Annotated in this window: 19 protein-coding genes; 9 read left to right on the top strand and 10 right to left on the bottom strand. The window is 65.9% G+C overall.

The genetic code is table 11. The features are described from left to right. Positions 1–490: 490 nt before the first annotated feature. Both QX124_RS18900 and QX124_RS18895 read left to right on the top strand, forming a co-directional pair. Complete coding sequence (locus QX124_RS18900; protein ID WP_315740458.1) at positions 491–1,498, top strand: hypothetical protein; 1,008 nt, start codon at positions 491–493, stop codon at positions 1,496–1,498. A 149-nt stretch (positions 1,499–1,647) separates the two neighbouring features. Continuing rightward, the gene (locus tag QX124_RS18895) at positions 1,648–2,826 is read left to right on the top strand and encodes a TAXI family TRAP transporter solute-binding subunit (protein ID WP_315740459.1); all 1,179 of its coding nucleotides are present in this window, start codon (positions 1,648–1,650) and stop codon (positions 2,824–2,826) included. Between the two features lie 129 nt (positions 2,827–2,955). On the opposite strand, the gene QX124_RS18890 is transcribed toward QX124_RS18895, so the two are convergent. Together QX124_RS18890 and QX124_RS18885 are read right to left on the bottom strand one after the other, a co-directional pair. After that, positions 2,956–3,369 carry a YkvA family protein gene (locus QX124_RS18890; protein WP_315740460.1) on the bottom strand — a complete coding sequence of 138 codons (414 nt, stop codon included), beginning with the start codon at positions 3,367–3,369 and terminating at the stop codon, positions 2,956–2,958. Positions 3,370–3,474: 105 nt separating this feature from the next. Continuing rightward, positions 3,475–3,894: a 4a-hydroxytetrahydrobiopterin dehydratase gene (locus QX124_RS18885; RefSeq protein WP_315740461.1), complete on the bottom strand. Its 420-nt coding sequence runs from the start codon at positions 3,892–3,894 to the stop codon at positions 3,475–3,477. Positions 3,895–4,154: 260 nt separating this feature from the next. Between QX124_RS18885 and QX124_RS18880 the strand changes: the two genes are divergently transcribed. Further along, complete coding sequence (locus QX124_RS18880; RefSeq protein ID WP_315785772.1) at positions 4,155–5,501, top strand: TAXI family TRAP transporter solute-binding subunit; 1,347 nt, start codon at positions 4,155–4,157, stop codon at positions 5,499–5,501. 139 nt (positions 5,502–5,640) lie between these two features. Continuing rightward, positions 5,641–7,212: an alkaline phosphatase D family protein gene (locus QX124_RS18875; RefSeq protein WP_315797945.1), complete on the top strand. Its 1,572-nt coding sequence runs from the start codon at positions 5,641–5,643 to the stop codon at positions 7,210–7,212. A 45-nt stretch (positions 7,213–7,257) separates the two neighbouring features. On the opposite strand, the gene QX124_RS18870 is transcribed toward QX124_RS18875, so the two are convergent. Then, complete coding sequence (locus tag QX124_RS18870; protein ID WP_315797944.1) at positions 7,258–7,632, bottom strand: response regulator; 375 nt, start codon at positions 7,630–7,632, stop codon at positions 7,258–7,260. 168 nt (positions 7,633–7,800) lie between these two features. Between QX124_RS18870 and QX124_RS18865 the strand changes: the two genes are divergently transcribed. The 3 genes from QX124_RS18865 to QX124_RS18855 all read left to right on the top strand — a co-directional run bounded on the left by QX124_RS18865 (position 7,801) and on the right by QX124_RS18855 (position 12,156). Further along, a complete protein-coding gene (locus QX124_RS18865; RefSeq protein WP_315740465.1) occupies positions 7,801–8,562 on the top strand; it encodes a Crp/Fnr family transcriptional regulator in 762 nt (253 codons plus the stop codon). A 396-nt stretch (positions 8,563–8,958) separates the two neighbouring features. Beyond that, positions 8,959–10,785, top strand: a complete 1,827-nt coding sequence (typA, locus tag QX124_RS18860; protein ID WP_315740466.1) for a translational GTPase TypA — start codon at positions 8,959–8,961, stop codon at positions 10,783–10,785. 126 nt (positions 10,786–10,911) lie between these two features. Beyond that, positions 10,912–12,156 carry an NAD(P)/FAD-dependent oxidoreductase gene (locus tag QX124_RS18855; RefSeq protein WP_315797943.1) on the top strand — a complete coding sequence of 415 codons (1,245 nt, stop codon included), beginning with the start codon at positions 10,912–10,914 and terminating at the stop codon, positions 12,154–12,156. A gap of 99 nt (positions 12,157–12,255) precedes the next feature. Here QX124_RS18855 and QX124_RS18850 read toward each other — a convergent pair whose 3' ends face one another. The 6 genes from QX124_RS18850 to QX124_RS18825 form a co-directional block, all read right to left on the bottom strand. Beyond that, positions 12,256–13,140: a LysR family transcriptional regulator gene (locus QX124_RS18850; protein WP_315797942.1), complete on the bottom strand. Its 885-nt coding sequence runs from the start codon at positions 13,138–13,140 to the stop codon at positions 12,256–12,258. 7 nt (positions 13,141–13,147) lie between these two features. Next, the gene (locus QX124_RS18845; protein ID WP_409997712.1) at positions 13,148–14,218 is read right to left on the bottom strand and encodes a YeiH family protein; all 1,071 of its coding nucleotides are present in this window, start codon (positions 14,216–14,218) and stop codon (positions 13,148–13,150) included. 136 nt (positions 14,219–14,354) lie between these two features. After that, the gene (locus QX124_RS18840; protein ID WP_315778191.1) at positions 14,355–14,765 is read right to left on the bottom strand and encodes a thiol-disulfide oxidoreductase DCC family protein; all 411 of its coding nucleotides are present in this window, start codon (positions 14,763–14,765) and stop codon (positions 14,355–14,357) included. Continuing rightward, the gene (locus QX124_RS18835; protein ID WP_315797941.1) at positions 14,765–16,093 is read right to left on the bottom strand and encodes an SDR family oxidoreductase; all 1,329 of its coding nucleotides are present in this window, start codon (positions 16,091–16,093) and stop codon (positions 14,765–14,767) included. The genes QX124_RS18840 and QX124_RS18835 overlap by 1 nt, the downstream gene beginning before the upstream one ends. A 10-nt stretch (positions 16,094–16,103) precedes the next feature. Next, positions 16,104–16,571: a DUF2269 domain-containing protein gene (locus tag QX124_RS18830; RefSeq protein WP_315797940.1), complete on the bottom strand. Its 468-nt coding sequence runs from the start codon at positions 16,569–16,571 to the stop codon at positions 16,104–16,106. Positions 16,572–16,580: 9 nt separating this feature from the next. Continuing rightward, positions 16,581–17,483, bottom strand: coding sequence for an alpha/beta hydrolase family protein (locus QX124_RS18825; RefSeq protein ID WP_315797939.1), 903 nt, complete (start codon positions 17,481–17,483; stop codon positions 16,581–16,583). A gap of 240 nt (positions 17,484–17,723) precedes the next feature. Here QX124_RS18825 and QX124_RS18820 point away from each other — a divergent pair, with 240 nt between their 5' ends. Both QX124_RS18820 and ppa read left to right on the top strand, forming a co-directional pair. Then, the gene (locus tag QX124_RS18820; protein ID WP_006611902.1) at positions 17,724–18,233 is read left to right on the top strand and encodes a GNAT family N-acetyltransferase; all 510 of its coding nucleotides are present in this window, start codon (positions 17,724–17,726) and stop codon (positions 18,231–18,233) included. Between the two features lie 187 nt (positions 18,234–18,420). Then, positions 18,421–18,957 (top strand): inorganic diphosphatase, encoded by a 537-nt coding sequence (ppa, locus tag QX124_RS18815; protein ID WP_011923519.1) that lies wholly within the window; start codon positions 18,421–18,423, stop codon positions 18,955–18,957. Between the two features lie 61 nt (positions 18,958–19,018). Here the strand turns inward: ppa and folD are convergent, their stop codons facing one another. Beyond that, positions 19,019–19,903, bottom strand: coding sequence for a bifunctional methylenetetrahydrofolate dehydrogenase/methenyltetrahydrofolate cyclohydrolase FolD (gene folD / locus QX124_RS18810; protein ID WP_315797938.1), 885 nt, complete (start codon positions 19,901–19,903; stop codon positions 19,019–19,021). Positions 19,904–20,023: the final 120 nt, after the last annotated feature.

Raw genomic sequence — 20,023 nt, 5'->3', positions numbered from 1 at the left:
TGCGTATCCCCGGGGGAGCCTCGCCCTGATCCGCGCAACCAAACCGAGCAGAGCCCTGCCTGCTCTGCGGACGGATTGCTCGAGCCGGCCCGAGGTCGCTGTGACATCCTCGCGCTGCGAGGCGCCCCAAATTTGTTCTGCGGGCTGCCGCGCCGGCGTCACGGATTCGCAACCGGAAGCAGAAAATCCGAAAACGAGCGTTTCTTGGTTAACGCAACCGAATCACATTGTGGCATGGTAAATTGTAGGGCTTGGCTGTTGTTATTTCGACGTTTCTGGATTTGGTGCGGTGCGATGTCGCACTCGCGTTGCCACAATCAGATCAAAATATTTCCAGAATCATGCCGGCTCTCGTCCACTTTTAGTCGGATTCAATTAGTCAATTAGTTGTCGGCAGTGGGGTGCCTCTGGCAATCGTGACGTGTCTCGAGCTTCTGACGGGCTTGGGACCAAAAGTATGTTGCGTGAAGTTGAGATGGGGATGAAGGCCATGGCTGAGCGGACGACGCGCGGGCGTTTCAACAACAGAACTCCTTCGGAGCCTGACTTCAGGCCTTTCCCCGATGAACTCCCTCAGGAGCGCCCACCGAACTATCGTTTCGGCCGGTCGACCCAGGACAACTATCCAAACGACGAATCGATGCCGATGTTCCTCTCTGAGTATGAGAGCGGCAATCAGATCGACAGCACGCATTTCGAGGACCAGTGGCCGGTGCGGACCCGCCGCGTGTCGGTCTCGTCCCGGATTCTTCTCGCCGTGGTGGCTGCGGCCGGCGTCGCGGTGCTCTTCGCGCTTGTCACCTCGGATGCGACGCGCGACCTGATCGCCAGTGCCAAGGCTTCCATCATCGGCGCCACGCCGGATCCGACGGCCCCGCCGCAGGCCACCAACACGCAGCTCACCGCGCGCGACATGCAGCTGAACGAGCCGGCGCGACTGCCGCCCGAGCCGCCGGCTGCGGCGGCGCCGGTGCAGACGGCAGCCGTGGCACCGACGCGTGACGACATCGCCAACGCCTACCAGACAGCGCTGCAGAATCGTAGCGTGACGCAGCCCGCGCCGGTTGCAGCACCACCGAGCTTCGCCACGGCACCATCCGCGCCGGCCCCGAGCGCGATGGAGCCATCCTCGATCAATTCGCCGGGCGCCGGATCGGCAATCGTCGCGCCCGGCCTCGGCGCCGTGACCGCCGCTCCGCCGCCCGCGCAGGTCCGCCGGCTCGATCCCGATGAGCTCGCGGGCATCATGAAACGCGCCAAGAGCCTGCTGGCCGCGGGCGACATCCCGCCGGCGCGACTGCTGCTGGAGCGCGCCGCCGAGGCGCAAGAACCGGCCGCGGCGCTGATGCTTGCGCAGACCTACGATCCGCACGTGCTGGGAACGAAGGACATCCGCAACATCAATGCCGATCCGGCTGCGGCGCGCAACTGGTACCGCCGCGCCGCCCAGCTCGGCTCGACCGAAGCGCAGCGCAGGCTCGATCAGTTGCAGAACTGAACGCTCGTGACGGCAGCGATGCCGCCCCGTTTCATTTTTTTGTTTCACGCGTGATTTTCGAGTCCGTTCATGGGCGACGCCAGGTGAGACTTGGTGCTGCCCGCGTTCCGGCTCGTAAACATGTGCCAACCTTACATCGAGGGGGACAGATGCGACGTGTTGTTGGAGCGGCCGTAGCCGCAATGATGATGATTGCGTGCGGCTTTGCTGCCCACGCCGAGGAAGGCGAGTTCGACCCCGCCAAGGTGAGCGACAGCCTCAAGGCGATCTTCCAGTTCGGCTCGGTGCAGACCAAGCAGGCGCTGAACGCCAACACGGTGACGCTCATCACCGGCACCATCGGCGGCACCTATGTGCAGTTCGGCGCTGATCTGGCCTCGCTGCTCGATGACGGCAACAATCTGCGCGTCTTGCCGATCGTCGGCCGCGGCTCGGTGCAGAGCGTGGCCGACATCCTGTTCCTGCAGGGTGTCGATCTCGGCATCGTCCGAGCCGACACGCTCGACTATCTCGAGCGCAAGGGCTTCGCCAAGGACATCAAGCGGCAGTTCACCTACGTCACCAAGCTCTACAACGAGGAGATGCAGGTCATCGCGCCACGCGCGGTGCGCACGCTGCGTGACCTCGAAGGCCGCCGGGTCAGCGTCGACCTGCCGAATGGCGGTACCTTCGTCACGGCGCTGACGGTGTTCGAGCGGTTGGGCCTGCGCGCCAACTTCGCCTATATCGAGCAGCGCATCGCGATGGAGAAGCTGAAGCGCGGCGAGCTCGATGCCGTCATCGTGGTCGGCGGCAAGCCCTACAAGTCGGTCAGCACCTTCGTCAACGACGGCCGCTTCCATCTCGTCAACGTCGATTACGATCGACCGCTGCAGACCGACTACCTGCCGGCGACCCTGACCGCGAAGGACTATCCGAACCTGATCGCCGAGGGCGAGAAGGTCGACACGATCGCGGTGCCGGCCGTGCTCGCCGCCTATAATTGGGCGCCGAACACCGACCGCTATCGCAAGCTCGCGACCTTCGTCGATGCCTTCTTCACCAAATTCCCGGCATTCCAGAATCCGCCGTTCCATCCGAAGTGGAAGGAGGTCTCGCTGTCGGCGCCGCTGGCCGGCTGGCAGCGGCTGCCGTCCGCGAGCAAATGGCTGGAGAGCCATGCCATGGAAGGCGCACAGCGCGACCGCTTCGATGACTTCCTGAAGCAGAGCAGCGCCGGCAGGGCGATGCCGAGCGAGGCCGACCGCGAGGCGCTGTTCAAGCAGTACCAGGCCTGGGAGGCCGAGAAGACCGGCAGCGCCCGCGCCCAGGCGCGCGGCCAGCGCTGAGATCGTAGCGTTCAACGAGGTCCCATCAGGAGAAAAGCCCCGCGGACGCGGGGCTTTTTGCTGTTGCTTGCCTTTGTGCCGTTCCGAGGCGCTGACTGCGGGAACCCGGCTTGCCGGCCCGAGCCGCCGTCAGCCGATATTCTCGCCGTCCTTCGCGACGTCAGCGTTCTTGTCTGCCGCCAGCCGCGCGAGTACGGCGCGGGCCGCGGCATGATGGTCGGGCGTGATGTTCGAGGCGACCATGCGGATGGCGGTGGCGAGCACCGCCGCGTCGTCGGTGAAGCCGAGGATGGGCAACACGTCAGGCATGAAGTCGAACGGCACGACGAAGTAGGCGATGGCGCCGAGCAGGGCGACCTGGACGTGCCGCGGTGTCTCCTTGTCGAAGGCGCAGTAATACGCCGCAAGCAGCTCCTCGGCGAACGGCAACCGCGCGACAACCGTCTTGAACTTGATCCAGAAGCGGCGGCGAAGGGTCTCGCGATCCCGGGCCAGCCGCTCCGCGGGCTCGAAGCCAACGTTGTAGTCGGTCGCATCCGACATGATGTCCGATCTCCGGTTCCAGACGGCGCTGGAGGCGCGGTCCTCGCCCTCGGATGTGGTGATGGCGACGCCGGCCGCAAGGCGCGTGCCGTCGTCGCCAAGGCCTCAGCCGCGCATCGTCGCGGCGATCGCATTCATCGCCTTGGCGAGCTCGATGTCGCGCATGGTCACGCCGCCTGCGTCATGGGTCGTGAGGACCACCTCGACGGTGCGGTAGACGTTGCGCCACTCGGGATGATGGTCGTGCTTCTCGGCGACCAGCGCGACCCGGGTCATGAAGCCGAACGCTTCGTTGAAGTTCTTGAACGTGAAGGTGCGGGCGATGGCCTCACGGCCCTCCAGCTCGGACCAGTCGGGAAGCTCCCGCAGGGCGGTGGCGCGTGCCTCCGCCGACAATCGTTGCGGCATCTCGATCTCCTCTTGTGGTGCAATCGACCGGACACGTGGCAGCGTCCGGGCGATTGCGGGGCTACCTCCGGCTGGATCGCGCCGGTGTCCGGTTGCCAAGACTAGCCGAAAACGCATCCCGATCAGAGCCTTGTCACAGGCGCCATGCCGGGAGGGGCTCGGAACTGTCCCGATCCTGCGGTAACTGGTGCGATGGTAACCATGACGCAGATGTCACCCCGGGCGGACAAGAAATTTGCTACAGTTCAGCTCTATCGAAGGACGACGTGGCCAGACGAAGCCGCCTGTGGCATCGCCCGGGCCTGGGACCACCGGAGGACGGGAATCTGGTAGATACTCAGACCACGCCAGCGCAGCGCTCACGGATGCGCCCTGCCGTGTTCATCGTCATCGCCGGGATCCTCGCGGTCGTCGGCGCTTTGACGGGTGCCTACTATTTTGCGATGCGTCCCGTGGTGCTCAAGATCGCGGTCGGTCCGCCCAACAGCGACGACCTGAAGGTCGTCCAGGCCTTGACCCAGGCCTTTTCCCAGTCGCACGCCTCCGTCAGGCTGCGGCCGGTTCCGACCGAGGGCGCCGCCGAGAGCGCGCAGGCGCTGGCCGCCGCCAAGGTGGATCTTGCGATCGTGCGGGGCGACCTGGAGGTCCCAAAGAACGCACAGGCGGTAGCGACGCTGCGCAAGAACGTCGTCGTCCTCTGGGTGCCCTCGTCCGGCAAGGGCAAGAGCCGCAAGGGTGGCGCCAAGATCACGAAGATCTCGCAGCTCGCGGGCCACAAAGTCGGCATCATCGGCCGGACGCCGGCGAACGCGAACCTGCTGAAGGTCATCCTGCGCCAATATGGCGTCGACCCCGGCAAGGTCGAGATCGTCCAATTCCCGATCACCGAGGCCGCCGAAGCGGTCCGAAGCCAGAGGGCCGATGTCTATCTGGCGGCCGGTCCCATCAACAGCAAGATCACGGCGGATGCGATCGCCGCCGCCACCAAGGAGGGCGGCCCCCCCACCTTCCTGGCCATCGATTCCGCCGGAGCCATCGCACAGAACCATCCCGAATACGAGGCCACCGAGATTCCGGCCGGCGCGTTCGGCGGGGCGCCCGATCGCCCTGAAGATGAAGTGAAGACGATCAGCTTCAATCACCACATCGTGGCACGCAAGGGCCTCGCCGAATCGGCGGTCTCGACGTTCACGCATCAGCTGTTCTCGGTGCGCCAGCAGCTGATGTCGGAATTTCCGCTTGCCGCCAAGATCGAGACGCCGGACACCGACAAGGACGCCGCGATCCCCGTCCATCCCGGCGCGGCGGCCTTCGTCGACGGCGAGGAGAAGACCTTCCTCGACCGCTACAGCGACTACATCTGGTGGAGCCTGATGGCGCTTTCGGCGATGGGCTCGGCCGGCGCGTGGTTCGCCGGCTATCTCAAGCGCGACGAACGCACCATCAACACCTCGCTGCGCGATCGTCTGCTGGAGATGATCACGATCGCGCGCAAGTGCGATTCGACCGAGGAGCTCGATCAGCTCCAGGCCGAGGCCGACGAGATCTTGCGCAACACGCTGACCTGCTTCGAGGACGGCGCGATCGAGCACGCGGCGTTGACCGCGTTCAACATCGCGCTCGAGCAGTTCCACAACGCGGTCGCCGATCGCAAGCTCATCCTGATGAGCATGCCCGCCAATCTGCAGCGAACCGGCGCGCAGTTGCGTGCCGCCGGCACCTGAGGTCTGCCACGCTCCCCTTGCGGCGGTGTCGCGCACTGCCCAAGACGCCGCGTGTAATTCCAGCGTCATCAATCTTTTCTAGGTCTGCCGGGCCGTGGCTCGCGCCTGCTCCCGCGCGCGATCCGACCAGGAGATCCGCATGACGCTTCGCATTCCTCGACCGCGCCCAGCCCTGTCCCGCCGCCGCTTCCTGTCGACAGCCGCCGCAGCCGGCGTCACGACGCTGGCGATGCCCTATCTGAGCCGCGCCGCCGACCGGCCGCAGATCACGCATGGCGTGCAGTCCGGCGACGTTGGCATGGATGGCGGCGTGGTCTGGGCGCGTGCCGACCGGCCGTCGCAGATGCTGGTCGAGGTGGCGACCACCGAGTCGTTCAAGGACGCGCGTACGCTGCCTCCGGTCGCCGCACTTCCGGAAAGCGACTTCACGGCCAAGATGCTGATCGACGGTCTGCCCAGCGGCCAGGACATCTTCTACCGCGTCAAGTTTCGCGACCTTTCACATGTCGCGGTCGAAAGCGAGGCCGCGCTTGGCCGCTTCCGCACCGCGCCCGGCAACAAGCGCGACGTCTCGTTCGTCTGGGGCGGCGACGTGGCGGGGCAGGGCTGGGGCATCAACCCCGACGATGGCGGCATGTTCACCTTCTCGACGATGAAGAAGCACCGCCCGGACTTCTTCCTGCATTCCGGCGACACCATCTATGCCGATGGCCCGATCAAGTCCGAGGTGAAGCTGCCGGACAACAAGGTGTGGAAGAACCTCACCGTGGAAGAGAAGGCGAAGGTCGCCGAAACGCTCGACGAGTTCCGTGCCGCTCACAAATACAATTTCCTCGACGAGAACGTCCGCGCCTTCAATGCCGAAGTGCCGATCTTCGTGCAGTGGGACGATCATGAGGTCACCAACAACTGGTCGGCCTCCAAGGAGCTGCCGGCCAGCTACAAGGAGCGCAACATCCAGCTGCTCGCGGCCCGCGCGGCGCGCGCCTTCCACGAGATGTATCCCATGCGCGAGAGCATCATCGAGCCGGGGCGCGTCTATCGCACCATCAATTACGGCCCGCTTCTCGACGTGTTCGTGCTCGACGAGCGCAGCTACCGCGGCGCCAACGGTCCCAATCTCGAGGACAAATATGGTCCGGCGTCCTACTTCATCGGGCCGGAGCAGATGCGCTGGCTGAAGCAGGCGCTGCTCAATTCGCGCGCGACCTGGAAGGTGATCGCCTCCGACATGCCGCTCAGCATCATCGTCTATGACGACGCAGCCAACAAGAAGGGCTCGGAAGCCATCGCCCAGGGTGACGGCCCGGCGCGCGGCCGCGAGCTCGAGATTGCCGAGATCCTGCGCTTCATCAAGACGGCGCCGATCCAGAACACGGTGTGGCTGACGGCGGACGTGCACTACGCGGCCGCGCATTATTACGATCCGAACAAGGCGCAGTTTCAGGACTTCGAGCCATTCTGGGAGTTCGTCTCCGGTCCGCTGCATGCCGGCACGTTCGGTCCGAACGAGCTCGACAACACCTTCGGCCCCGAGGTGCGGTTCATCAAGGCGCCCGGCCTCGACAAGCAGAATCTGCCGCCGTCGGCCGGCATGCAGTTCTTCGGCCACGTCAAGATCGAAGGCGCCACGGGCCAGATGACCGTGACCCTGCGGGATCGCGCCGACGTCGCGCTGTGGTCGACCACGCTCGATCCGAAGCTGGGCTGAGGTCTCGTTGTCCGGCGGCAAGACGATCGCGTGCTGCGACGGCAACTAATCGCGTCGCCGCAGCACCGCCTCCAGCGCGTCGGTCGGGCAAGGCTTCGGCAGCCGTGGCCGGTCGGCGAAAGCGGCCGGCACGCGGTCGGCGCCATAGCCGGTGGAGAAGGCGAAGGGAATGCCGAGCGCCGTCAGCCGCTCGGCAATCGCAAAGCTCTTTTCGCGGACCAGGCCGACATCGAGCAATGCGAATTGCGGGGTGCGCTCCGCGATCATGGCGAGCGCGGTCGCGACGTCGGCTGCGATCCTGATGTCGGGAACGCCGAGGTCGGTAATCGTGTCTTCCAATCCGAGCGCAATGATGGGGTCGTCTTCGACGACCAGCACATGTTGATAAAGCTCGGGCACGCCTGATTGCGAGCTGGTCATGGGATCTGCGGGTTCCAGGATGAGGGATGGGCGCCGCAGCCGGCGTCTCCTCTTGAGTGCGCTGGCGGGTTCCTGGAACCAAGGCAGCATATCAGAGTTCCTGTGTCGGTGCACTTGTGAACACAAGGAGCACGAATCACGCACATGCGTTGCGCGCAGGGGATGACGATGCTGAGCCAGGGTGTAACCACGCTGAACCGGGAGCGGCCCCACAACAACCTGCTGCTGCGGCTGAGTCCGGCCGACTACGCGCTGATCTCGCCATATCTGGTGGAGGACGAGGCAACGCCGAACGATCTGCTCTACAATCCCGGGGACGACGTGCAGATCGTGCATTTTCCCTGTGGGCCGGCGCTCACGTCCTATCTCGTCCCCAATGAGGACGGCCGCGACGTCGAGACCATCCTGGTCGGCCGCGAGGGCGCCGTCGGCGGCATCGTCAGCGAGGGCTTCCTGCCGGCCTATACGCGGATCGTCGTCAAGTTCGGCGGCCCGTTTGCACGGCTGCCACTGTCCCGCCTGGCGGCCGCCAAGCTGCAATCCAAGACGCTCCGCAACGTGTTCGCGCGCTACGCCGATTGCATGCTGGCGCAGATGTTCCAGTCGACCGCCTGCAACGCGATTCATTCGATCGAGCAGCGGACGGCGAAGTGGATCGTGGCCGCGATGGACCGCACCGACGGCGAGCCGATCGTGCCGCTGACGCATGAGCAGCTGGCGACGCTGCTCGGCGTCGGCCGCAGCTATGTCAGCCGGGTCGTCCAGACCTTCCGAGCCGAGGGCATTCTCGAAACCCGCCGCGGCGCCTTCATGGTGCGCGACTTCGACGCGCTGAAGCGCCGCTCCTGCCTGTGCAACGAAGCCGTGAAGACCCATTTCGAGGAGGTCCTGCGCGGCGTCTATCCGACCGAGCAGGCTGCGACGGGCTGAGCCCGCAGGCGTTTTTTACTTTCCGCGCATAGGCGCAGCCGACGGCTGTCAGTGCTGGTCCTCGTGGGATTGCCGGTCGGAGTGGTTGGTCTCGTCTTCTACCGCGCCGCCCGGAAGCGTGCGGTCGCGGAGGCGTTAGCCAGCCGCTCGGAAACCGCTCCTCGTTCCTGAAAGCAGTCATTGTTTTTTGGCATTTTCTGCCTATATTGCGCCGCAACGCGTGAGGTCTGCCCGGTCGATTGGCCGGGCTTCCTATTTGGGGCTGCCGGCCCCTGCCGCCGAACGAGTTTCGCGAGCGCGCGTCGTAAAGCTAACAGCTTGATTCGACTATAACAAAGCGCGCGCCCCGCCGGGGACAGAGCACGGGCTCTTGAGAAAGCTTAGAAGACACCGACCATGAATCTTCGCAACATCGCCATCATCGCCCACGTCGACCACGGCAAGACCACCCTGGTTGACCGTCTCCTGCAGCAGTCGGGTACCTTCCGCGAGAACCAGAAGGTTGCCGAGCGCGCCATGGACTCGAACGACCTGGAGCGCGAGCGCGGCATCACCATCCTGGCCAAGGCCGCCTCGGTGCAGTGGAAGGACACCCGCATCAACATCGTCGACACCCCCGGCCACGCCGATTTCGGCGGCGAGGTCGAGCGCATCCTGAACATGGTGGACGGCGCCCTGGTGCTGGTCGACGCCGCCGAGGGCCCGCTGCCGCAGACCAAGTTCGTGGTCTCCAAGGCGCTCAAGGTCGGCCTCAAGCCGATCGTCGTCATCAACAAGGTCGACCGTCCCGACGCCCGTCCGACCGAGGTCATCAACGAGGTGTTCGACCTGTTCGCCGCACTCGACGCGTCCGAGGAGCAGCTCGACTTCCCGATCCTGTACGGGTCGGCCAAGCAGGGTTGGATGGCCGAGAGCCCGGAAGGTCCGAAGGACGCCGGGATGCAGCCGCTGTTCGACCTGGTGCTGCGCCATGTGCCGGCGCCGTCGGTCGAAGAGGGGCCGTTCCGCATGATCGGCACCATCTTGGAGGCCAACAACTTCCTGGGGCGCATCATCACCGGCCGCATCACCTCGGGCAGCATCAAGCCCAACCAGGCCGTGAAGGTGCTGAACGCCGAGGGCAAGGTCGTCGAGCAGGGCCGTATTTCCAAAATTCTCGCGTTCCGCGGCATCGAGCGCGTGCCGCTCGACGAGGCCGAGGCCGGTGACATCGTCGCCATCGCAGGCCTGACCAAGGGCACCGTCGCCGACACGTTCTGCGATCCCTCGGTCGAGACGCCGCTCCCGGCGCAGCCGATCGACCCGCCAACCGTGTCGATGTCCTTCATCGTCAACAACTCGCCGCTGGCGGGCACCGAAGGCGACAAGGTCACGAGCCGCATGATCCGCGACCGCCTGCTGCGCGAGGCTGAGGGCAATGTCGCGCTGCGCGTCGTCGAATCCGCCGACAAGGACGCCATGGAAGTGTCGGGCCGCGGCGAATTGCAGCTCGCGATCCTGATCGAGACCATGCGCCGCGAAGGCTTCGAGCTGTCGGTGTCGCGTCCGCGCGTGGTGCTGCAGAAGGACGAGGCCACCGGCGCGTGGCTGGAGCCGATCGAGGAGGTCGTGATCGACGTCGACGAGGAGCATTCCGGCGTCGTTGTGCAGAAGATGAGCGAGCGCAAGTCCGAGATGATCGAGATGCGCCCGTCCGGCGGCAATCGCCTGCGGCTGGTGTTCTACGCGCCGACCCGCGGCCTGATCGGCTATCAGGGCGAGCTGCTGACGGACACCCGCGGTACCGCGATCATGAACCGCCTGTTCCACGGTTATGCCCCGTTCAAGGGCGAGATCGCCGGCCGCCGCAACGGCGTCCTGATCTCCAACGACCAGGGCGAGGCGGTGGCCTACGCGATGTTCAAGCTGGAGGACCGCGGCCCGATGATGATCGAGCCGGGCTGGAAGGTCTATCGCGGCATGATCGTCGGCGAGCACACCCGCGACAACGATCTCGAGATCAACGTGCTGAAGGGCAAGCAGCTCACCAACATCCGCACCACGTCGAAGGACGAGGCGGTCCGTTTGACGCCGCCGATCCGGATGACGCTGGAGAAGGCGCTGGCCTATATCGAGGACGACGAGCTGGTTGAGGTTACGCCGAAGTCGATCCGCCTGCGCAAGAAGCATCTCGATCCGAACGAGCGCAAGCGCGCCGAGAAACAGAAGGAAGCGGTGGCGTAATTTCCGCCCTCCATTCTCAAACGCGTCATGGCCGGGCTTGTCCCGGCCATCCACGTTTTGGGGCTTGCGAGGACGACGTGGATGCCCGGCACAAGGCCGGGCATGACGACGGAGTTGGATGAGCCAATGTCTTTCCCATCCTCCATCGACATCGCCATCATCGGCGCGGGTGCCGCGGGCCTCGGCGCCGCACATGCGCTGCAGGACAAGGGCGTCTCGTTCATCGTCCTGGAGGCCCGCGACCGCATCGGCGGCCGTGCTCACACCATCATGGCTTCGCCTGATGTCACCTTCGATCTCGGCTGCGGCTGGCTGCATTCGGCTGATCGCAACTCCTTCGTCGGCATCGCCGAGCAGCTTGCTTTCACTATCGACACCAGCCGGCCGCCCTGGCGCGACCAGGCCTATGACGCGGCATTTCCGCGCCACGAGCGCGAGGAGTTCTTGCGGGCGCTGGAGGCGTTCTTTACGCGCACCGCAGAGGCCGCCAAGAGTGGCCGCGATGCCCCGGCGAGCATCTGCCTGGAGCCCGGCAATCGCTGGAACGGCATGATCGATGCGATCTGCACCTATCTCAACGGCTGCGAGCTCGACCAGATGTCGCTGCTCGACTTCGAAGCCTATGAGGACACCGAGCTGAACTGGCGCGTTCGCCACGGCTATGGCGCGCTGGTCGCCGCCTATGGCGGGGACCTGCCGATCGCCTTGAACTGCAACGTGACCCTGATCGATCACGGCGACACGCGCATTCGCTTGACGACCTCGCGGGGCACGGTGACGGCCGACAAGGTCATCGTGACCGTGCCGACCAGTCTCATCGTCGACGAAGCGCTCCGCTTTTCGCCGGCCCTGCCGAGCAAGGTCGAAGCCGCCGCTGGCCTGCCGCTCGGTCTCGACAACAAGGTGACGCTGGCGCTCGACGGCTGGGAGCACCTGCCGAGGGATTCGGGCATGCGCGGCCGAAGCCACACCGCGCGGGTCGGCAGCTTCCAGCTGCGCCCGTTCGGCCAGCCCTGCATCGAAGGTTTTTATGGCGGCAGCTTCGCTCGCGAGATCGAGGTGGCGGGCGAGGGGGCCTTGGCGGCGCAGGCGATCGACGACATCGTGGCCCTGCTCGGCAACGACATCCGCAAGAGCCTCCGTCCGCTCGCCGAGTCCCGCTGGGGCGCCGACCCGTTCGCGCGCGGCGCCTATTCGCATGCACTGCCCGGACATGCCGACAAGCGCGCCGTGCTGGCCGCGCCGGTTGATGATCGACTGTTCTTCGCCGGCGAGGCGACGCCCGTGGATTTCTTCTCGACCGCCCATGGCGCGCGCGACAGCGGCGAGCGCGCGGCGCGGGAAGCTCTGGCGTCGTTAACCAGGCGCTAGCACATCCACCGTCGTTGCGAGCACAGCGAGGCACTCCAGACTGTCACCGCGGTGGGATTTCTGGATCGCTTTCGCTGCGCTCGCGATGACGTGCCCCAATCAACGCGTCTCCCCCACCATCCGCAGAAACTCCCGTGCGGCCTGCGTCTGGTGATGCTCTTTGTGGCGCAGGCTGTAGAAGTGCCGCTTGGGCAGCTCGATGTTGGCGACGGCGAGCAACCCCGCCTTGACGGCGCGCATTGCCACCAAGCGCGACAGCACCGTGACGCCGGCGCCGGCTTCGACGGCGCCGCGCACGGCCTCGTTGGACGGCAGGTCGAACACCACATCGAGCTCGGCCGGGGTGATTCCGAAGCGGCCCAGCGCTGTTTCGAGCGCGGCGCGCGTGCCGGAGCCCTGCTCGCGCAACACCCAGCGCGCCGTCCTCAGGTCGCTGGTTGTCACTGACCTGCCGCGGCACAACGGATGATCGATCGGGCCGACCAGCACCATGTCGTCCTCCGCGACCGGCTGGGCCGTGAGCACGGGATCGTCGACATCGCCCTCGACGAAGCCGAGATCGGCAGAGCCCTCGCGGACCTGGGTCGCAACCTGCTCGGTATTGCCGATCGACAGCTGCAGCTTGATCGCTGGATGCGCGGCATTGAAGCGGTGAATGAAGGCCGGCAGCCAATAGCCCGCGATGGTCTGGCTGGCCGCCAGCGCCAGCTGCCCCCGCTTCAGGCCGGCGAGATCGTTCAGCACGGTCTCGGCGGCGGCCGCGCGCGCCAGCACCGCCTTTGCTTCGACGAGAAACGCCTTCCCGGTCGCCGTGAGCACGATGCGGCGTCCGACGCGATCGAACAGCTTGGTCTCGTAGCGGGCTTCGAGCGCGGCCACAGCCGCCGATGTCGCCGACTGGGTCAAATTGAGGTCGCGGGCCGCCTGGGTGACGTGCTCGCGGGTCGCGACCGCAACGAAGATCCTGAGCTGTTCGAGCGTCACATGCGTCCTATGTGGTCAGCTTCACCAGGGCCAGGCTGAAGCCTGCGATGAACAGGAAGGCGAGCAGGCCCAGCGCCAGCGGCCGCAGGCCCTTGGCCTTGAGCTTGGCGAAATCCGTTTCCAGTCCCATCGCGGCCAGCGCCATCGACAGCAGGAACGTGGTCGCCGTCACGATCACGGTCTTCATCTCGGCGGGTATGCTGATCACGCTGTTGAGGCCGACCAGCGCAATGAAGCCGAATACGAACCAGGGTAGTGGCGGCTGCGCATTGCTCCGGGTCTCGCCGCCATGGCGCGCGCGCCGCGTTGCCAGCAGGCCGAGGGTGAGCACGACCGGTGCCAGCAGCATCACGCGGGCCAGCTTGGCGATGGTGCCGAACTCGCCGGCCTGCTGGCCCTGCTGAAACGCGGCCGCGACCACCTGGGCGATCTCGTGAATGGAGGCGCCGCTCCACAGGCCGAAGGCGTGCGCGTCGAGATGCAGCAGCGCCGGAAGCAGCGGATAGATGAACATTGCGATCGAGCCGAACACCGTGACGCAGGCCACCGCATAGGCGACGTCCTCGTCATGGGCGCGCGTGACCGTGTTGGTCGCGATCACGGCCGATGCGCCGCAGATCGAGGTGCCCGCGGCGATCAGCTCCGCCAGCTTACGATCGACGCCGAGCAGCCGTCCCATCCACACCGTAAACAGGAAGGTGCCGGTGAGGCTCAGCGCGATCACCACGAGTCCGCGGGCGCCGACCTCGACGATCTGGGCGGCCGTCAGTTGCAGGCCGAGCAGGATGATCGCCAGCCGCAGCACGCGGCTCATCGAGAAGGCGACGCCGGGCTTGGCTCGCGCCGGCGTGCCGATGACGTTATGCAGTGCCATCCCTGCCACGATCGCGAGGATCATCGGGCTGAACAGGCCGAGGCCCGGCACCAGGCGCAGCCCGAAGGCGCAGGCCGCGAGCGCCGCGGACAGCGCGAGCCCGGGCAGCAGCGTCGGTGCCGCCGGCGTCGCAGGCGCGTGGGCAGGTCGATGATGAATGGCAACGGGCGCATCGGCGATCAGATCATGCGACGGGGCAGCCATGGAAAACTCTCCCAAACAGGGTCTGGGGAGGAGAATTTCATGCTGCAATCAATCGATCCAACAGATTATATTGTATATATCATTCGTTTCAATCGATTAATTTCTGGCTCGCTCCCTCATCTCACCGCGGATCGGATCAGGACTCCAGCACCCGCCTTCGCAGCTCGGCATCGGGCACGAAGCAGGATTCGTATTTGCCGAAGATGCGGTAGCGGTTGCGCGCGACCAGGCTGTAGACCGCATCGCGCAGCGGCTTCGGGATGGCGCGCAGCGCGCGCGTCCAGCCCCAGCCCGGCAGGCTCGACAATACGGTCAGCGCAGCATCGGATTTCAGATGCGCCTTGCCGCCGTGCACCACCGCATTGGTGTCGGGCTCCTGGGGATCGATGCCGAAGGCCTGCGCCAGCCGGGTGCCGTAGGGCGACTGGATCGGCGTGAAGCGGAAGCGCCTGGCGGTGTCGCGCGCGATCACGAACTGCACCCAGCGGGAGCAGAACACGCAGACGCCATCGTAGAGGATCACATCATCGTCGGGCCAGTTGGTCATCATCGATTGTCCATCATGAGCAGCGCGACCAGCATCAGCACGATCGCTGGTCCCGTCTTCACCAGCGCGCCCAGCGGCTCGAGCCAGAGGTCGGGCGTGAGGATCGCGCAGCCGAGCATGTAGCCGAGCGAGACGAGGATGCCGGCGGTGAGCCCGAATGCTGCGGTTCTGCGGAACGCGATCAATACGCCGACCGAGATGTCCATCATGCTGGTGATCGCCGCAAACGGGGCGGCGAACCAGTCGGGCCAGCCGCGCGTGGTCAGGATCGCCGTGGTCGCGGGGAACGAGACCAACAGTGCGATGCTGCCGGACGCGACCCAGAATACAACAAGGCTCGCGATGATCAGCGGCTTGATCAGGAACAGGCGTGCGAACCATTTGTCCTGAATGGTGGCGCCATGCGTGCCCACGGCGTCGTCCAGCGTCGTCGGGGTGATGCCGGTTGCCGCGATCCACGGGTCCGGATCGCCACGTACGCCCCTGCGCAATTCGGCGATCGCGGTCGTGCGCATCGGCGGCATCCAGCCGAGCCGGCTGCAGAGGTCACCGGCGAAAGCGCCGAGATTGATCAGCGGCGCGGGCACGGCAACGCGTGGCCAATCCATTGTGCCGAAACTGCGCCGAAACGCATCGACGACGTCGCCAAGCGTCATCGCCTCGGGCTGCATCAGGTCCCAGCTCACCGCGCGCGTCGTCTCGTCATCGATCGGCCGCATCGCGAGCCAGGCGATCGTCGCGGCGATGTCCGCGACCGCCACCGGCTGGAACGGTGTCGCCGCATCCTTCGCCGGCAGGTCGACCGGAAGCGCCGCGAGCGCGCGGACCATCGCGCTGCCACCATAGGCCGACGGTGCGATCACGAAGCCCGGGCGCAGGACGGCGTGGGCGACGCCTGAGGATGCAATCAGCCGCTCCGCGTCGCGCTTGGTGGTGGCGAAGGCGGTGTGATCCTCATCGGCCGTGCCGGGGATCGAGATGTGAATGAAGCGCACGCGACGGCCGCAGGCCGTGATCGCTGCGAGCACGCGCGCGACGAACTCACGATGCACGGCCGTAGTGTCGCTGCCCGGGCCATCCTGCAGCACGCCGAGGCAGTTGACGACGACATCGATCTCGTGGGCGCGGATCAGACTCGCCAGAGCCGGCGCATCGAGCGCCATGATCGGCAACTCGATGTCGAACGGCGACACGCGTTGTGATGGCGAGAACGCGCGCGCCACACCGACCGTCGCACAGCCACGCTGGCGCAGATCGTCGGTGATGAAGCGCCCGATCAGGCCGGAAGCGCCAAGCACGAGGATGCGGGGGTTGGTCGACGTGATCATGCGCGTCTCGTCAGAACGGCTTTGCGATCATCAGCCAGAGAATGGCCATGACCGCGCTGAAACCGGGGATGCCGCACAGGAACCAGCGGCGGAAGACGATGAAGTAGCGCGGCGGCAGCTCCTCGGCGCCGACGTCCGCGAGGCGCGCCAGGTCGCGCAGCTCGATCTGCATGAAGATCACCGGCACCCAGAACAGCCCGGCGACCGCGTAGAGCGCGAGCGAGGTGAGCAGCCAGCCGTCAGTCACAGCGGTCGACGACAGCCACATCAGCGTGCCGCCCGTGACCGGCTGCAGCAACACCGCGGACAATGTGAAGAGCATGTCGGCGATCACGACCACGCCGGCGGTGCGCGCGATGAACGCGGCCTCGCCACTCAGATGCGCCATCAGCATGAAGAATGCGATCCCCGTGCCGGTGCCGAGAATGACGATGGCGCCGAGCACGTGCAGATATTTGACCAGGAAATACAGCGTCATCGTGTCCTGCTAGTTCGGCGGCATCGGATGCGTCGACCGACGTGTCGTTGTCAGCGCCTGCGGCAGCAAATCCGCCGCGAGTGCCACGCCGTCGTCGTGCTCGATCATCCAATGCCCCTCCTCGCCGAACGCTGGCAACAGCTTGAAGCCCGCCTGGCCTCCGGCCGAGTTGAAGGCCTCCGCAAGCCGACGCGAAAGCGGTGGTGGAAAGTAGCTGTCATTGGCCGCAACCAGCCACGTGACCGGCACGCGCGCGCCGCGTCCGAACGCGCGGGCCGTATCAAGCAGGCGCGCCTCTGCACAGACACGCCCGGGCACGTCGTCGGCATGGCCGCCACGGCCGGGCGCGAACACGACGATTGCTGAGACGATCTGCGGCGGCTGATCGGCGAGCGCCAGCGCGCCCCAGCCGCCGGCCGAATGGCCGATGATGACGGCGCCGCCCTTCGCGGCGAACGGCTGCTCGCGCATGTCCGCGAGCGCGCGCAAAATCTGCGCCGCGGTCGCGCGTCCTGCTTTCTCATAGTCCGCGTCGGCGCAGCCGCCCTGGTCTTCGACGTAGGGACCGCCCGTGCGGCCGTGCCCGAGCCGCTCCGGGACCAGCACGGCATAGCCCCGCCCCACCAGGAGACGCGCCAGCGCCGTGTAGGTGGGCTGCGGCAGCTGTGCCCGCCACAGCGGATTCTGCGTCGAGGCATGCGCGATCACGGCCAGCGGAAACGGCCCGTGGCCGGCAGGCCGATAGAGGATCGCATGCGCGGGAATTTCGGTCTTGATGGACGGTATCAGCCATTGCTGCCGGCGCGCCGGCTCGGCTTCGGGCGACGCGGGACCGAACGGCTGTGCCGTTGCGCCGGCTGCCGACAGGACGAGCAGTGCGAGCAACCATGAGACGCAGCGAAGCAGCACCATTCAGCCGAACGGGAAGATGTTGAGCTTGCGCCACACTAGCCCACGCCGCGGCCGGTCAGATGCAGTTTTTCCTGCGACGTATGAATCGGCGGTGACAGGACACCACCGATGCCCGACAATGTTGCGAAATTGTCCCTTTTCGGCACAGCTTTCCGCCACGGTGATGCCGAAAGTCCACAGGTTAACCGATCTTTAACGTGGCACCTTGAAGGCGGACCGCCGACTTGCTTTGATCTCGTCATGAGCACAACCCTGATCGAAGTCCGTCCGGCCAAGGCTGCAGATGCGGCTGCGGTGGCGTCAGCCCATGATGAAGCCTGGCGTTCCGCCTACCAGGGGATCATCCCTGGCGCAGAGCTGGAGAAGCTGATCAACCGGCGCGGCCCCCAATGGTGGGACAGCGCGATCCGCAAAGGCAGCCGCGTCAGCGTGCTGGTGTTCAACGACAAGGTCGCAGGCTATGCGAATTACGGCCGCAATCGCGCCCGCAGCCTGCATTTTGACGGAGAAGTCTACGAGCTTTATCTGCGACCGGAATTTCAGGGGCTGGGGTTCGGTCGCCGGCTCTTTCAGTCCGCCAAGCGCGACCTCGCGCAGAGCGGCCTGAAGAGCATGGTGGTGTGGGCGTTGTCCGACAACGATCCCGCCACCGAGTTCTACCGCGCATTGGGCGGCCGCATGGTCGCGCGGTCGTCGGAGCGCTTCGGGCCGAAGTCGCTCGACAAGGTCGCCTTTGCCTGGACCAACTGAGCCTGGACCGGCTGTGCTTTGGGCGCGTTAAGCGTTAACGCGCCGGCGAATTGAACTGAAAGTGTTGGCCTGAGGTAGCTGTTGCGCAGCCGCGATTTTTTTGCGACTGCGAATGCCAGCGCTCGCCTGTCGAGCGTCCGACCCTCAACGTTCAAGTTCCCAAACGTTCAAGTTCTACGGAGCATCCATGCGCATCGACGCCATCCCGATCGGGAAAGATCCGCCGCGCGAGGTCAACGTCGTCATCGAAGTGCCGGTCGGCGGCGAGCCGATCAAGTACGAGCTCGACAAGGAAGCCGGCACGCTGTTCGTCGACCGATTCCTCTATACGGCGATGCGCTACCCCGGCAATTACGGCTTCATCCCGCACACGCTGTCCAACGACGGCGATCCCTGCGACGTGCTGGTGGCCAACACGCGCGCGATCGTGCCCGGCGCGGTCATGAGCGTGCGCCCGGTCGGCGTGCTGCTGATGGAGGACGAGGCTGGCGGCGATGAGAAGATCATCGCGGTGCCGTCCTCGAAGCTGACCCAGCGCTACGACAAGGTCCGCACCTATTCCGACCTGCCGGACATTACGCTGCAGCAGATCCAGCACTTCTACGAGCACTACAAGGATCTCGAGCCCGGCAAGTGGGTGAAGGTGCTACGTTGGGGCAATGCCGACGACGCCCACCAGCTGATCGCCGAGGGCATCGCGCGCGCCAAAGCCGCGAAGAAGTGAAAACGATTGACGTCATTCCGGGGCAGCCGCGCAGCGGCTGAACCCGGAATGACGCAGGTGGTTACACCGCCGGCTTCGGCAGCCCGGCAATGGCGCAGGCGGCGCGCAGCGTGTTGACCAAGAGGCACGCGACCGTCATCTGGCCGACGCCGCCGGGCACCGGCGTGATCGCGCCGGCGACCTCCGCCACTTCCGCATAGGCGACATCGCCGACCAGCTTCGTCTTGCCGTCAGCCGTTGGGATACGGTTGATGCCGACGTCGATCACGGTCGCGCCCGGCTTGATCCAGTCGCGCTTCACCATCTCCGGGCGGCCCACGGCGGCGTAGACCAGATCGGCGCGCGCGGTCAGCGCTGGCAGGTCGCGCGAGCGCGAATGCGCGATCGTCACCGTGGCGTTCTCGTTCAGCAGCAACTGCACCAGCGGACGGCCGACCAGGTTGGAGCGGCCGATCACGATCGCGTTCATGCCCTCCAGCGAGCCGTGCACGGTCTTGCTGAGGATGATGCAGCCGAGCGGCGTGCACGGCGCCAGCGCCGGCTGGCCGCCGGCGAGACGGCCGGCATTGTGCGGATGCAGACCGTCGACGTCCTTGGCCGGATCGATGGCGTTGATGACGGCCTCGGTCTCCAGCCCCTTCGGCAGCGGCAGTTGCACCAGGATGCCGTGCACGGCGGGATCGCGGTTGAGCTTGCCGATCAAGGCCAGCAGCGCGTCCTGCGAGACGTCGGCGGGCAGCTTGTGCTCGAACGAGGCCATGCCGGCGGCCTGGGTCTGGGTGTGCTTGCTGCGGACATAGACCTCGGACGCCGGATCGTTGCCGACCAGCACCACGGCGAGGCCTGGTGTCAGGCCATGGTCGCGCTTGACCCGCTCGACCTCACGGGCGACCTGCGCGCGCAGGTCGGCTGCAATGATCTTTCCGTCGATGATGCGCGCGGTCATTTTGCTCTATCCTCGGTTCAAAGGCTGTTCATCGAGCAAGATGCTGGCCGCGTGCTCCCACCCTCCCCTGGAGGGGGAGGGTCGATCGCACGCGAAGCGGGCGACCGGGGTGGGGTGAAA

Origin of the sequence: Bradyrhizobium sp. SZCCHNRI3043 (assembly GCF_032377735.1) — a bacterium.
In the GTDB taxonomy this organism is placed as follows: Bacteria; Pseudomonadota; Alphaproteobacteria; order Rhizobiales; family Xanthobacteraceae; genus Bradyrhizobium.
Note: the sequence above shows the minus strand (reverse complement) of the source record. Positions and strands in the feature narration are given on the sequence as shown.

Coding starts and splice junctions, on each gene's coding strand:
- QX124_RS18900 (WP_315740458.1), top strand. CDS start 491: ATGGCTGAGCGGACGACGCGCGGGCGTTTCAACAACAGAACTCCTTCG.
- QX124_RS18895 (WP_315740459.1), top strand. CDS start 1,648: ATGCGACGTGTTGTTGGAGCGGCCGTAGCCGCAATGATGATGATTGCG.
- QX124_RS18890 (WP_315740460.1), bottom strand. CDS start 3,369: ATGTCGGATGCGACCGACTACAACGTTGGCTTCGAGCCCGCGGAGCGG.
- QX124_RS18885 (WP_315740461.1), bottom strand. CDS start 3,894: ATGCGTTTTCGGCTAGTCTTGGCAACCGGACACCGGCGCGATCCAGCC.
- QX124_RS18875 (WP_315797945.1), top strand. CDS start 5,641: ATGACGCTTCGCATTCCTCGACCGCGCCCAGCCCTGTCCCGCCGCCGC.
- QX124_RS18870 (WP_315797944.1), bottom strand. CDS start 7,632: ATGACCAGCTCGCAATCAGGCGTGCCCGAGCTTTATCAACATGTGCTG.
- QX124_RS18865 (WP_315740465.1), top strand. CDS start 7,801: ATGCTGAGCCAGGGTGTAACCACGCTGAACCGGGAGCGGCCCCACAAC.
- typA (WP_315740466.1), top strand. CDS start 8,959: ATGAATCTTCGCAACATCGCCATCATCGCCCACGTCGACCACGGCAAG.
- QX124_RS18855 (WP_315797943.1), top strand. CDS start 10,912: ATGTCTTTCCCATCCTCCATCGACATCGCCATCATCGGCGCGGGTGCC.
- QX124_RS18845 (WP_409997712.1), bottom strand. CDS start 14,218: ATGGCTGCCCCGTCGCATGATCTGATCGCCGATGCGCCCGTTGCCATT.
- QX124_RS18840 (WP_315778191.1), bottom strand. CDS start 14,765: ATGACCAACTGGCCCGACGATGATGTGATCCTCTACGATGGCGTCTGC.
- QX124_RS18835 (WP_315797941.1), bottom strand. CDS start 16,093: ATGATCACGTCGACCAACCCCCGCATCCTCGTGCTTGGCGCTTCCGGC.
- QX124_RS18830 (WP_315797940.1), bottom strand. CDS start 16,571: ATGACGCTGTATTTCCTGGTCAAATATCTGCACGTGCTCGGCGCCATC.
- QX124_RS18825 (WP_315797939.1), bottom strand. CDS start 17,483: ATGGTGCTGCTTCGCTGCGTCTCATGGTTGCTCGCACTGCTCGTCCTG.
- QX124_RS18820 (WP_006611902.1), top strand. CDS start 17,724: ATGAGCACAACCCTGATCGAAGTCCGTCCGGCCAAGGCTGCAGATGCG.
- ppa (WP_011923519.1), top strand. CDS start 18,421: ATGCGCATCGACGCCATCCCGATCGGGAAAGATCCGCCGCGCGAGGTC.
- folD (WP_315797938.1), bottom strand. CDS start 19,903: ATGACCGCGCGCATCATCGACGGAAAGATCATTGCAGCCGACCTGCGC.